This window comes from bacterium SCSIO 12741 (genome assembly GCA_024398055.1).
Lineage (GTDB): Bacteria > Bacteroidota > Bacteroidia > Flavobacteriales_G > Salibacteraceae > SCSIO-12741.
The window spans coordinates 2615589-2628837 of record CP073749.1 but is presented as its reverse complement, the minus strand read 5'-3'; the positions used below and the strand labels follow the sequence as shown (position 1 = coordinate 2628837).

General features: G+C 43.1%; 14 protein-coding genes and 5 tRNA genes. All 19 read right to left on the bottom strand.

All coding sequences use genetic code 11. The annotated features are described in order from the left end of the window. Window positions 1-17 precede the first annotated feature (17 nt). The gene (gene rpoB, locus KFE98_11160) at window positions 18-3824 is read right to left on the bottom strand and encodes a DNA-directed RNA polymerase subunit beta (GenBank protein ID UTW64690.1); all 3807 of its coding nucleotides are present in this window, start codon (window positions 3822-3824) and stop codon (window positions 18-20) included. 108 nt (window positions 3825-3932) lie between these two features. After that, on the bottom strand, window positions 3933-4310 hold the full coding sequence (rplL, locus tag KFE98_11155; protein UTW60613.1) for a 50S ribosomal protein L7/L12: 378 nt from the start codon (window positions 4308-4310) through the stop codon (window positions 3933-3935). 63 nt (window positions 4311-4373) lie between these two features. Then, the gene (locus KFE98_11150; protein ID UTW60612.1) at window positions 4374-4898 is read right to left on the bottom strand and encodes a 50S ribosomal protein L10; all 525 of its coding nucleotides are present in this window, start codon (window positions 4896-4898) and stop codon (window positions 4374-4376) included. A 25-nt stretch (window positions 4899-4923) separates the two neighbouring features. Next, a complete protein-coding gene (gene rplA, locus KFE98_11145; GenBank protein UTW60611.1) occupies window positions 4924-5619 on the bottom strand; it encodes a 50S ribosomal protein L1 in 696 nt (231 codons plus the stop codon). A 24-nt stretch (window positions 5620-5643) separates the two neighbouring features. Continuing rightward, complete coding sequence (gene rplK / locus KFE98_11140; GenBank protein UTW60610.1) at window positions 5644-6069, bottom strand: 50S ribosomal protein L11; 426 nt, start codon at window positions 6067-6069, stop codon at window positions 5644-5646. A 56-nt stretch (window positions 6070-6125) separates the two neighbouring features. Continuing rightward, entirely contained in the window at window positions 6126-6677 is a 552-nt protein-coding gene (nusG, locus tag KFE98_11135) for a transcription termination/antitermination factor NusG (protein UTW60609.1), read from the bottom strand. Window positions 6678-6691: 14 nt separating this feature from the next. Continuing rightward, the gene (gene secE, locus KFE98_11130; GenBank protein ID UTW60608.1) at window positions 6692-6895 is read right to left on the bottom strand and encodes a preprotein translocase subunit SecE; all 204 of its coding nucleotides are present in this window, start codon (window positions 6893-6895) and stop codon (window positions 6692-6694) included. 19 nt (window positions 6896-6914) lie between these two features. Further along, window positions 6915-6987 (bottom strand) — tRNA-Trp (locus KFE98_11125). A 129-nt stretch (window positions 6988-7116) separates the two neighbouring features. Next, window positions 7117-8304 carry an elongation factor Tu gene (gene tuf / locus KFE98_11120; GenBank protein ID UTW60607.1) on the bottom strand — a complete coding sequence of 396 codons (1188 nt, stop codon included), beginning with the start codon at window positions 8302-8304 and terminating at the stop codon, window positions 7117-7119. A 56-nt stretch (window positions 8305-8360) separates the two neighbouring features. Beyond that, window positions 8361-8432: transfer RNA gene (locus KFE98_11115), tRNA-Thr, on the bottom strand. Between the two features lie 19 nt (window positions 8433-8451). Then, a tRNA-Gly gene (locus KFE98_11110) sits at window positions 8452-8524 on the bottom strand. Between the two features lie 16 nt (window positions 8525-8540). Then, a tRNA-Tyr gene (locus tag KFE98_11105) sits at window positions 8541-8623 on the bottom strand. A 10-nt stretch (window positions 8624-8633) separates the two neighbouring features. Beyond that, window positions 8634-8707, bottom strand: a tRNA-Thr gene (locus tag KFE98_11100). Window positions 8708-8900: 193 nt separating this feature from the next. Further along, window positions 8901-9200, bottom strand: a complete 300-nt coding sequence (gene raiA, locus KFE98_11095; protein UTW60606.1) for a ribosome-associated translation inhibitor RaiA — start codon at window positions 9198-9200, stop codon at window positions 8901-8903. 15 nt (window positions 9201-9215) lie between these two features. Continuing rightward, a complete protein-coding gene (locus tag KFE98_11090) occupies window positions 9216-10115 on the bottom strand; it encodes a tyrosine recombinase XerC (GenBank protein ID UTW60605.1) in 900 nt (299 codons plus the stop codon). 77 nt (window positions 10116-10192) lie between these two features. Beyond that, window positions 10193-10384, bottom strand: coding sequence for a 30S ribosomal protein S21 (gene rpsU, locus KFE98_11085; GenBank protein UTW60604.1), 192 nt, complete (start codon window positions 10382-10384; stop codon window positions 10193-10195). Window positions 10385-10465: 81 nt separating this feature from the next. Beyond that, window positions 10466-11608, bottom strand: a complete 1143-nt coding sequence (locus KFE98_11080; GenBank protein ID UTW60603.1) for an acyl-CoA dehydrogenase — start codon at window positions 11606-11608, stop codon at window positions 10466-10468. Between the two features lie 16 nt (window positions 11609-11624). After that, window positions 11625-12152: an adenine phosphoribosyltransferase gene (locus tag KFE98_11075; protein ID UTW60602.1), complete on the bottom strand. Its 528-nt coding sequence runs from the start codon at window positions 12150-12152 to the stop codon at window positions 11625-11627. Between the two features lies 1 nt (window position 12153). Continuing rightward, window positions 12154-13245 (bottom strand): helix-hairpin-helix domain-containing protein, encoded by a 1092-nt coding sequence (locus KFE98_11070; GenBank protein UTW60601.1) that lies wholly within the window; start codon window positions 13243-13245, stop codon window positions 12154-12156. Between the last annotated feature and the right edge of the window lie 4 nt (window positions 13246-13249).

The window sequence follows — 13249 nt, the reverse complement described above, 5'->3', positions numbered from 1 at the left end:
ATAAGACAATTCAAAAATTAATCCAGGGTGATGTTCAGACAGAGTCCTCTCATCTCATGCAGGAGTACATTAAACGACTCCGGAATACCCGGTGTCGGCATGTTCTCACCCTTAACGATCTTCTCGTAAGCCTTAGCTCTACCGATCACATCATCCGACTTAACGGTAAGGATTTCCTGCAGGATGTTAGATGCTCCAAAGGCCTCGAGTGCCCATACCTCCATCTCACCAAAACGCTGACCTCCAAACTGGGCTTTACCACCCAATGGCTGTTGCGTAATGAGGGAGTATGGTCCAATCGATCTGGCGTGCATCTTGTCATCAACCAGGTGGTGCAGTTTAAGCATGTAGATCACACCTACAGTAGCAGGTTGATCAAACATTTCACCGGTACCTCCATCATAAAGGAAAGTACGACCCATGCTTGGGATATCAGCTTGCTCAGAGTAGTCATCGATCTGCTTCAAGGAAGCACCATCAAAAATTGGAGTTGCGAATTTCTTACCCAACTTCAAACCTGCCCAACCTAATACGGTTTCGTAAATCTGCCCCAAGTTCATACGTGATGGTACCCCAAGTGGGTTCAACACGATGTCTACTGGAGTTCCGTCTGCCATAAATGGCATGTCTTCCTGGCGAACAATCTTGGCTACAATACCCTTGTTACCGTGACGTCCAGCCATTTTATCACCCACTTTCAGTTTACGTTTCTTGGCTACATAAACCTTAGCCAATTGAACGATTCCTGGTGGCAATTCATCTCCAATAGAGATTTTGAATTTTTCACGCTTCATTACTCCGATCAACTCACTCACTTTTACGTGGTAGTTGTGCAACAAACGCTTGATCAATCCATTCTTTTCATCATCGGTGGTCCATCCTGAAGCGCTGATATCTGCATAGTCAACAGAAGTCAACAACTTAAGTGTAAACTTGGTTCCCTTAGGAATAACTTCTTCTTTGAAGTTGTTGTTCACACCTTGAGAAGTTTTACCGCTAACGATGGTAAACAGTTTTTCAACCAGGCTCGATTTCAAATCGGCCATTTTCTTGTTGTGTACTTCGTCTACCTCTTCGAGCAATTGCTTCTCTTCCAGTTTGGCTTTACGATCTTTAAGCTTGCGAGAGAACAACTTCTTATCCGTTACCACACCAACTACTGATGGTGGAACTTTCAAGGAAGCGTCTTTTACATCACCTGCTTTATCACCAAAGATGGCACGGAGTAATTTCTCTTCTGGAGTAGGATCTGTTTCCCCTTTAGGAGTAATCTTACCAATAAGAATATCTCCTTCAGAAACGTGACATCCTACACGGATCAATCCGTTTTCATCCAGGTTTTTAGTAGCTTCTTCGCTCACATTCGGGATGTCAGCAGTAAGCTCTTCCAAACCTAACTTAGTATCTCTAACTTCCAAGGTGTACTCGTCAACGTGTACGGAAGTGTAGATATCGTCTTTAACAACGTTTTCGGAAATAACGATCGCATCCTCAAAGTTGTAACCTTTCCAAGGCATGAATGCCACCATCAGGTTACGTCCCAGTGCCAATTCACCGTCTTGAGTTGCATATCCTTCTACCAGTACTTCACCTTTTTCCACACGTTGGCCTCTTCTTACGATAGGCTTGTGGTTAATGGTAGTAGCCTGGTTTGTTTTCGAAAACTTAGTCAGTGTGTATGATTTGAAGGCATCTCCAAAGTTCACCAACTCGTCCTGCTCATCGCGGTCGTACTTGATGGTTACTTTGGTAGAGTCAACGTACTCAACAGTACCGTTTCCTTCAGCCTGAATCAACACACGCGAATCTTTGGCCAGTGGCTCTTCCAATCCAGTACCCACAATCGGAGATTCCGGACGCAATAGAGGCACGGCCTGACGTTGCATGTTCGATCCCATCAAAGCACGGTTTGCATCATCGTGCTCCAGGAATGGAATCAAGGATGCCGCGATAGAGGCAATCTGGTTAGGTGCAACGTCCATCAAACTTACCTCTGCTGGTGGCACAACCGGGAAGTCACCTTCGTATCGGGCTTTTACTTTATCAGATTCGAATGCACCATTATCTCCAATAACCGCGTTGGCCTGAGCAATGGTCATTCCGTTTTCTTCTTCAGCAGCTAAGTAAACTACATCGCCTTTCAGATCTACTTTACCCTCTTCAACCTTGCGGTAAGGAGTTTCGATAAATCCAAGCTTGTTTACCTTAGCATATACACACATAGAAGAGATCAAACCAATGTTTGGTCCTTCCGGTGTTTCAATGGTACACAAACGACCATAGTGGGTGTAGTGAACGTCCCGAACCTCAAAACCGGCTCTTTCCCTCGAGAGACCGCCAGGGCCCAGTGCAGACATTCTACGTTTGTGAGTAACCTCAGAGAGTGGATTCGTTTGATCCATAAACTGAGACAACTGGTTTGTTCCAAAGAAGGAATTGATCACAGAAGACAAGGTCTTCGCGTTGATCAAGTCAATTGGAGTAAATACTTCGTTGTCACGTACGTTCATACGCTCACGAATAGTTCTGGCCATACGAGCCAAACCAACTCCAAATTGATTATACAGCTGCTCACCAACCGTTCTTACACGACGATTCGACAAGTGGTCAATATCATCCACATCAGCTTTTGAGTTGATCAACTCAATCAAATATTTGATGATCTCGATGATATCCTCTTTCGTCAGAATCTTGGTATCGATATCGATGTTAAGATCCAACTTCTTGTTGATCCGGTAACGACCTACTTCTCCCAAGTCATAACGCTTGTCGGAGAAGAACAACTTATCGATAATACCACGAGCTGTTTCCTCATCTGGTGGCTCAGCGTTACGCAGAATCCGGTAGATGTGCTCTACAGCTTCAATTTCAGAGTTTGAAGGGTCTTTCTGAAGCGTATTGTAGATGATCGTGTAATCAGCAGCATTGGTATCTTCTTTGTGTAGAAGAATAGATTTTGAACCAGAATCCAGAATCAGATCAATGTGTTCCTCTTCCAGAAGGGTTTCACGATCAACAATAACCTCGTTACGTTCGATGGATACTACCTCACCAGTATCTTCATCCACGAAGTCCTCAAACCAGGTTTTCAATACACGAGCAGCCAACTTACGGCCTTTCGCTTTTTTCAATTGGGTCTTGTTTACCTTAACCTCATCGGCCAGGTTAAAGATCTCCAAAATATCTTTGTCACTCTCATAACCGATCGCTCTCAAAAGCGTGGTTACAGGTAACTTTTTCTTCCGGTCGATGTACGCATACATGACCGAGTTAATATCGGTAGCAAATTCAATCCAGCTTCCTTTGAAAGGAATAACACGAGCTGAGTAAAGCTTTGTACCATTAGCATGGAAGCTATGGCCAAAGAATACACCTGGAGAACGGTGAAGCTGAGATACTACAACACGTTCTGCACCGTTAATAACGAAAGCTCCCTTAGGAGTCATGTAAGGAATAGTACCTAAATACACATCCTGTACAATGGTTTCGAAATCTTCGTGCTCTGGATCCGTACAATACAGTTTTAGTTTGGCCTTAAGTGGAACACTATAAGTAAGACCGCGATCAATAGTTTCTGCGATGGAATAACGAGGAGGGTCTACAAAGTAGTCCAAGAACTCCAAGACAAAGTTGTTACGGGCATCAGTGATTGGAAAGTTTTCACTGAATACACGGAATAACCCTTCGTCTTCCCGATTCTCGGGAGTCGTTTCCAATTGAAAGAAGTCCTGAAAAGACTTCAGCTGAATATCCAGAAAGTCCGGGTATTCCAGTTGGTTTTTGGTGGTACCGAAATTGATTCGTTTCGATTTCTGCTGCTGAATCATGGAACAATTGAGGGAATTAATTAAACAATCACACAGCTATATACGCACAAGGGTTTAGACCCACATTGGGGTCTAAACCTTGCGCAATAAAGATCAATGTAAAGATTACTTGAGCTCAACTTCAGCTCCAACTTCTTCGAGCTGAGTTTTAAGAGCTTCAGCTTCGTCTTTTGCAACACCTTCTTTCAATGGAGAAGGAGCTCCGTCTACGATAGCTTTGGCTTCTTTAAGTCCTTGACCGGTCAATTCTTTAACCAGCTTAACGACTTTCAACTTGTTAGGTCCACCAGCTTTCAAGACAACGTCAAATTCCGTTTTCTCTTCAGCGGCTGCACCACCGTCACCACCAGCAGGTCCTGCAACTGCAACAGCAGCAGCAGCTGGCTCGATGCCATATTCGTCTTTAAGAATTTCTGCCAGTTCGTTCACTTCCTTTACAGTCAGGTTTACCAATTGTTCTGCAAAAGCTTTCAAATCAGCCATTTTTATTGAGTTTTAATTTTTTACTAATGAATTGAATTAATTAACTAAACAAATTACTTTGTTTTACTCGGCTCTTTCCGAGAGTGTTTTAACTACACCAGCCAGGGTTGATCCACCCGAGTTAAGTGCAGAAATAACGTTTTTAGCAGGCGATTGCAACAGGGCAACCACGTCAGCGATAAGTTCATTTTTAGACTTCAAGCTGGCCAGAGTTTCCAACTGGTCATCACCTACAAATACGGTTTCCTGTACCCAAGCACCTTTAAGGATCGGAGTTTCTGATTTTGCTCTGAATTCCTTAATCAGCTTTGCTGGGGTATTACCGAATTCAGCGATCATGATCGATGTGTTGCCTTTCAACACGTCGTACAATTCGCTGTAGTCATTTCCTTCCACTTGATCCATGGCCTTACGCAAAAGCGTATTCTTAACCACTTTGAAATTCACTTCGCGGTTGAAGCACAACCGGCGCAATTTCGCAGTGTTCTCGGCATTCATGCCGGCCACGTCAGTGAGGTATAATACTTCTGTACTTGCCAGTTTATCGGCGAGTTCCTGTATAACGTTGCTTTTTTCTTCTCTTGTCATTGCTTTACTTCATTTAAGAGATACCTTACGACTGAACCGATTTAGGGTCTACCTGAATACCAGCGCTCATAGTGCTTGAAAGGAAAATGCTTTTCACATAGGTTCCTTTAGCAGCAGCAGGCTTCAATTTGATGATGGTAGACAACAACTCGGAAGCGTTATCGTAAATCTTATTAGCATCAAAGGAAACTTTACCAACGGCAGCGTGAATGATTCCGAATTTGTCGACACGGAAGTCGATTTTACCGGCTTTCACTTCGTTTACCGCTTTGGCGATATCCATCGTTACTGTACCTGTTTTAGGGTTTGGCATCAATCCACGAGGTCCCAAAATACGACCCAATGCACCAACCTTACCCATCACAGATGGCATAGTGACGATCACATCCACGTCGGTCCAACCACCTTTGATCTTGTCAACGTACTCGTCAAGACCAACATAGTCAGCACCGGCTTGCTTTGCTTCTTCCTCCTTGTCAGGAGTACACAGTACCAAAACTTTTACGTCCTTACCAGTACCGTGAGGCAAAGTAACCGTTCCACGAACCATTTGATTCGCTTTACGGGGATCAACACCTAAGCGTACAGCAACATCAACAGAAGCATCAAACTTAGTGGTGGAGATTTCCTTTACCAGATCAGCAGCTTCTTTCAAAGAATAGCTTTTGTTCTGGTCGAGCTTAGACAGAGCTTCTTTTCTCTTTTTTGTCAAAGTAGCCATTATTCTAATTTTTTAAGATGACGACTATCCCTTCACTGTAATTCCCATACTGCGAGCAGTACCGGCCACCATTTCCATGGCGGATTCTACGGTGAAACAATTGAGGTCAGGCATCTTGTCTTCAGCAATTTTTCTAATTACGTCTCTACTTACAGAGGCCACTTTTTTCCGGTTTGATTCCGAAGAACCAGACTTGATTTTGGCGGCTTCTTTCAGCTGTACTGCAACCGGGGGAGTTTTAACGATAAAATCAAAAGACTTGTCGGCGTATACTGTAATAATAACAGGTAATACTTTACCGGCTTTGTCTTGAGTTCTGGCGTTAAACTGCTTACAAAACTCCATAATGTTCACCCCTTTCGCTCCCAGTGCGGGACCTACGGGTGGCGATGGATTTGCAGCACCTCCTCTGATTTGCAACTTAATCAGACCACTTACTTCTTTTGCCATTGTTTTTAATTTAACCTTGTTCTTACGAACTTTATATTAATGCTTGGAAGCAGACATTACTCCTTTTCGACTTGCATGTAGCTCAACTCCAATGGTGTCTTTCTTCCAAAGATTTTCACCATTACCTTCAACTTCTTCTTCTCTTCGTTGATCTCTTCGATCACACCGGTGAAAGAGTTGAAAGGCCCGTCAATAACTTTAACGGTTTCGCCAACGATGAACGGAATGTTCAATTCTTCATCGCTTTCAGCAAGTTCATCAACTTTACCCAAAATACGGTTCACTTCTGACTGACGCAGAGGCATTGGATCGCCCCCTTTTTCAGCACCCAAGAAACCAATTACATTGGGAATATTCTTAATAATATGGGGAACTTCACCAATCAAGGCAACTTCCACCAAAACATATCCAGGAAAGAAGTTACGCTCCTTGCTTACCTTCTTACCGTTGCGGATTTGAAATACTTTTTCGGTTGGGATCAGGACTTGAGAGATGTAATCTTTCATATTCATACGATCGGCTTCAAGCTCGATGTACTCCTTCACCTTCTTTTCCTTTCCGCTAATGGCACGGATTACATACCACCGTCTTTTAATTTCTTCAGCCATGAAAATTGACAGGATTAATTGTTGCCAAAAATGTTGGTGTACAAAAAGTCCATGGCCTGACCAAATGCGAGGTCCATGACATAAATTACAGCAGCGAAAAGAAAAGTAGCGAACAACACAACCACCGCACTATTCTGTAAGCTCTTCCAATTTGGCCAGCTCACTTTGTGCACCATCTCGTCGTAAGACTCCTTGATGTATTTAGTTACTTCACTCATTGTTTTCCTTTCTTAGTTGCACGGGTGGTAAGATTCGAACTCACGACCTTTGGTTTTGGAGACCACTGCTCTACCGACTGAGCTACACCCGTGTTTGGTAGTTAGTTTCCCTTTTTTTCTTTTCAGATTGAAGCGGGATCTAACACCCGTTTTGTAAAAACGAAGGAAAGGTGCCCGCCTTCGACGGACACCTTCCTTAGTAGATTTATTCTAAACGAGGATTACTCTACAATCTCAGTAATCTGTCCAGCACCTACAGTTCTACCACCTTCACGGATAGCAAACTTAAGTCCTTTGTTAACAGCTACTGGAGCAATCAAGTGTACTTCAATAGTAAGGTTATCACCTGGCAATACCATTTCGCGGTCTGCTGGCAATACGATCTCACCTGTAACGTCTGTAGTTCTCAAGTAGAACTGAGGACGGTACTTATTGTGGAATGGAGTGTGACGTCCACCTTCTTCTTTCTTCAATACGTAGATCTCAGCCTTAAACTTCAGGTGAGGAGTGATAGATCCTGGCTTGGCAATTACCATACCTCTTCTGATCTCAGTCTTCTCAATACCACGCAACAACAAACCAACGTTGTCACCAGCTTCACCACGGTCCAAAATCTTACGGAACATCTCAACACCAGTTACGGTAGACTGCAATTTCTCAGCACCGAAACCAATGATGTCTACTGGGTCACCAGAGTTGATAACACCTGTCTCGATACGACCGGTAGCAACAGTACCACGACCAGTAATAGAGAATACATCCTCTACAGGCATCAAGAAATCTTTGTCAACATCACGCTCTGGAAGTGGAATAAACTCATCTACAGCAGCCATCAATTCCATAACTTTCTCTTGCCACTCAGCTTTACCTTCCAATGCACCCAAAGCAGAACCTTGAACAACTGGAGTGTTGTCGCCATCGTATTCGTAGAAGTCAAGCAATTCACGGATTTCCATCTCAACTAGCTCAAGAAGCTCCTCATCGTCAACCATATCCACTTTGTTCATGAATACAACGATACGAGGTACACCTACCTGACGAGCCAAAAGGATGTGCTCACGAGTTTGTGGCATAGGACCATCAGTAGAAGCTACAACCAAGATAGCGCCGTCCATCTGAGCAGCACCAGTTACCATGTTCTTAACGTAGTCAGCGTGACCAGGACAATCTACGTGTGCGTAGTGTCTGTTGGCTGTTTGATATTCAACGTGTGAAGTATTAATAGTAATACCTCTTTCTTTTTCTTCTGGAGCGTTATCGATAGAATCGAAATCGCGTTGCTCAGCCAAACCGGCATCTGCAAGAGTTCTCGTAATAGCCGCAGTCAAAGTAGTTTTACCGTGGTCAACGTGACCGATGGTACCGATATTTACGTGCGGTTTGGAACGATCAAAAGTTTCCTTAGCCATAGCTATCTAATTTTCAAAAATGTATATTGAGTTCTATATTATATACTCACTAATAGAGCCGTTGACGGGAATTGAACCCGTGACCTCTTCCTTACCAAGGAAGTGCTCTACCTCTGAGCTACAACGGCCTAATAATATTTTGATTAGAGCGGGAGACGAGATTCGAACTCGCGACCCTCAGCTTGGAAGGCTGATGCTCTACCAACTGAGCTACTCCCGCTTATCAAAATATCCAGTGGGGAGAGGAGGATTCGAACCTCCGAAGTCGAAAGACAACAGATTTACAGTCTGCCCCATTTGGCCGCTCTGGAATCTCCCCAAAAGAAAGGAGCCGGTGGAGGGATTCGAACCCCCGACCCGCTGATTACAAATCAGCTGCTCTGGCCAACTGAGCTACACCGGCATCGAAAATATTTAAAAGAACTTCTTTTTCTGGGCTGTTGTGATGCCCTCAAAAAAGGTTTGCAAATGTAAGCAAAGAAAACCTTCTCCACCAAAGAAAATGAGTAAAAAAAATTTGAGTGTGAAAATTGTCGGAAATTTGGTTGTATATCAGGCTGATTTTTTGAGGGTTATATTTCAAAAAAAAACGGCAACTAATGTTGCCGTAATTTCTCCTTGTATTTCTTAATCTGCCTCCTGAGGGCATCTACCGCCGTATCGGTGGCCTCCTCAAAGGACTTGCACTGCTTCTTAACAAACAGTTCGTTTCCCGGTAACGAGATCTTGATTTCAGCTACCTTATTCTCTTTGTTCTCAGCCTTATCTAACTTCAGATAGACTTCCCCGTCAATAATGTTGTCAAAAAACTGGTCAAGTTTATTCACCTTGCTATTGATGTATCCTTCCAGCTTTTGGTCGGCATCGAAATGAATTGAATGAATTTTAATCCTCATAGCAATCACTTGTTTTTACGCTCTGGGGTGAGCTTGTTTATAAATGGATTTTAATTTCTCAAAGGTGTTGTGGGTGTAGATCTGTGTTGCCGACAGATTTGCATGCCCCAACAACTCCTTTACAGCATTTAAGTCTGCCCCATTATTAAGAAGATGGGTGGCAAACGTATGCCTCAGTACGTGTGGACTCCTTTTTTCCCTCGAAGAGACTTTTTCAATGGTACTCCTCACTACCCTGTATACTAATTTAGGATAAACTTTGTTACCACGAGCGGTCAAAATCAAAGAATTTTCCGTTTTCAGGGCTACAGTAGGCCGTATTTCTAGATACTTAACAATACTTGCTTTAAGCGCCGCAGAAATAGGGAGTATCCTTTCCTTGTTCCGTTTTCCCAATACCTTAAGCTGGCCGCTTACCAAATCCACATCATTGACCTGAATTCCAATTAATTCAGATAATCGCATGCCGGTATGGTAAAACAAATCGAAGATCAACTGGTCTCGGAGCGCCTCAAATTCACTTTCGGCCGATTCATCCTGAGCTTCTACCGGATTTTCTTGAATTTCCCGAACCTTTTGCTGATCCAGAAATTCTGGTAATCTTTTTTCTGTTTTAGGAGCGGTAACCTTCGCCGCAGGATTAGTCTCAATAACTTCGCTTTTCAGCAAGAATCGGTAATAGGACTTTAAGGCAGATAGTTTTCGCCCAACGCTGCGATTGGATATACCCGATTGAACCAAACTCACCAACCAGGTTCGAATCATAGAATGACTGGCTTGATCAGGAGTAGTGTCCGGATAAAACTCGATTAGGAAATCAGAAAAGGAGGTAAGGTCGTTTTGGTAAGCGGTTACGGTGTGGCTTGAAGCCCGTTTTTCGGTTTGGAGATATTGAAGAAATTCTTCTATAGGCATAAAAAGAGAAACAGGCTATAAAGTTAAACTTTTATAGCCTGTTTCCTCTAAAAATTATCTTAAAACACAGTGAGGGCCTACTCCTCAGCTTGCTTCATTTGCTCTTTGTAGATGGCCTTCAAAATTTCCTCACGTCTCTTAATAGAGGGTTTGGTAAATTTCTGGCGGCTGCGCAATTCACGCATTACACCGGTACGTTCGAATTTCTTCTTGTACTTCTTTACCGCTCTGTCGATGTTCTCTCCTTCTTTTACCGGAATAATTAACATACCTATCTAAATTTATTTGGGCCGCAAAAATACAAATAAGATTGTATTAACCAACAATGTTATTCAATTTATTTAATTCCCTTAGTCTCTGAGAATTTCACGTGCGATAACCAACTTTTGAATTTCTGAAGTTCCTTCTCCGATGGTGCACAATTTAGAATCACGGTAGAATTTTTCTACTGGGAAGTCTTTGGTGTATCCATATCCACCGAAAATCTGAACGGCTTCGTTGGAAGTTCTAACTGCTACCTCAGAAGAATAGTACTTAGCAAATGCCGATTCCTTGGTCATCTTCTCCCCTCTATTCTTCATATCGGCTGCTTGAAGTGTTAGTAACTCAGCAGCTTCAATCTCAGTAGCCATATCGGCCAATTTGAAGGAAATGGCCTGGAAACTGGAAATTGGTCTTCCGAACTGTTCTCTTTCTTTCGCATACTTTACAGCTGCTTCATAGGCTCCTTTAGCTATTCCACAACCCAAAGCGGCAATCGAAATGCGGCCACCATCCAACACTTTCATGGCCTGGATAAATCCCTGACCAACTTCTCCAAGCATATTCTCTTTAGGAACCCGACAATTATCAAAAATCAGCTCGGTGGTTTCTGAGGCACGCATCCCTAATTTATTTTCTTTCTTACCGGCCGAAAATCCTGGAGTCCCTTTCTCAACAATAAAGGCAGTCATGCCATGAGAATCTCCTTTTTCACCAGTACGAGCGATGATCACAGCTACGTTTCCAGACTTACCATGAGTAATGAAGTTTTTGGATCCGTTAAGTACATAGTGATCTCCGTCTTCCTTAGCCGTGGTCAACATTCCTCCGGCATCAGAACCCGTGTTTTGCTCAGTCAACCCCCAAGCACCAATCCACTCCGCGGTAGCCAACTTGGGCAAATATTTTCTTTTCTGCTCTTCGTTACCAAACTGAAGAATGTGTCCAGTACAAAGTGAATTGTGCGCAGCAACGCTCAACCCAATAGAACCACAAACTTTTCCAATTTCAGAAACAACGGTGTAGTATTCCCGGTAACCAAATCCGGACCCTCCATACTCAGTGGGTACCAAAACGCCCATCAAGCCGAGTTCACCCAATTTCTTGAAAACCGGAACAGGAAATTCCTGAGACTCATCCCACTCCATAATATGAGGACGGATCTCTTTTTCACAAAAATCGCGAACCATATCTTGAATCATCTTTTGGTTCTCCCCTACCACAAATTCCATAGTCTAAATGTTTTAATCAGTAAGTAACTAAATTATAAATGTTGTCGGAATAGGTTTTGAGTTTCTCTACTCCTCCTAAAAAAGCAAGTTCTACCAAAAAGGCAAAACCAGCTACCTCAGCCTGCTGCATTCGGATCAACTCGGCCGCAGCTACAGCCGTACCTCCGGTAGCCAAAAGATCGTCATGCACCAAAACCCTACTACCGGGTAGCAAGGCATCCACATGCATCTCAATTTCGGCAGAACCGTATTCCAAATCGTATTTGTATGAAATGGTTTCGTAAGGAAGTTTCCCCTTCTTTCTAACCATGACAAACGGCACGTTCAAATGTTGTGCCAAGAGTACGCCAAAAAGGAAGCCTCTACTCTCCACACCTACAATGGCATCAATTTGTTTTTCTTTGGCCCAATTGGCCATATCAATAACCAAATCTTCCACGAGTTTTGGATCGTGAAGAACGGGCGTAATATCCTTGAAGTTAATTCCAGGCTTTGGAAAATCCGGAACATTCCGAATGGCTTTGTCTACTCTTTCTTGAAGCACCTTAGTCAGTAGTTAAATAAGGAAAAACCTTACTGTAAAAATCGGGCTCATAAAACTCGATTTTTTTGAGGTCCTGCAAAGATGAGAATTTTCCGTTATTGCGCTTGAAATCGAATATTTTTTCGACGTGATAGTAGTCAAAATAAGGATGTCTTAACATTTCCTTGAAGCTCACCTGGTTCAAATCCATCTTTTGAATCAAAGTGGAATCCACTTTCCACTGGTTTTGTTCAATGGTTTCAGAAGGTATTTTAGAAATTTCCTGAAGCTGATCGACGGAATAAAAACCTCCCAACCGATTTCGATAGCGCAAAATTAATCGGGCATAATAAGGGCCAATTCCCCTAACCCGAACCAAGGTCATACTGTCTGCTGAATTCAGCTCAACTTCGGCCAGGGTTTCAAATTTATGCTCTTTGGAATCTGCAGTATCCTGAGTTAGCTCAATGGCAACAAATGGTTCTAACTCCTGACTCAACTCCTCATTAATGGTGTACAGTCGGGACAAATCCTTGGCTTGAAAAAATTGTCCACCTGCTTTGCGGTAATTAACCAGATTCTTCACTTGCCGATCAGAAAGGCCAAGCAGTTTCAATGAATCTGCACTTAGTGTATTTGGGTCAAAAGCAAATCGAACGAGATCTTTCTTCAAAGACTTTTTCTCATGGGATCGAATGGGAATAGTTGGTTCCATAACCTCATCCAAATAAGCCCATTCATCCAGGTATGCTCTGGCCTTCTCAGGAATTACATAAATGCGGTCGAGCTGTTCTATGCTCTTAAAACCTCCAGCCTTTGTTCGGTACTTAAGGAGAACAGCGGTTTGTTTAGGCGACAACCCAATGGATAGCCAATCCAACGAATCGGCCTCGTTAATTCCAAATGGGCTCCCCTCTACTTCCTGGGACTCTGCCTTCTTTTCCCATTCGGCCAAAAGCTTTTCGTATCGGGTGGTATCGTAAGTGAGTGGTACATCCTGGCTGGCTACCCATTGATGAACGGCTATAGCGAGGCCAATGAGAATAATCATCCCTCCAATCCCCTTGCGTTCAACTTTAATGAAATACAGGAAATCCTTCCATCCGTCGGTCATATTA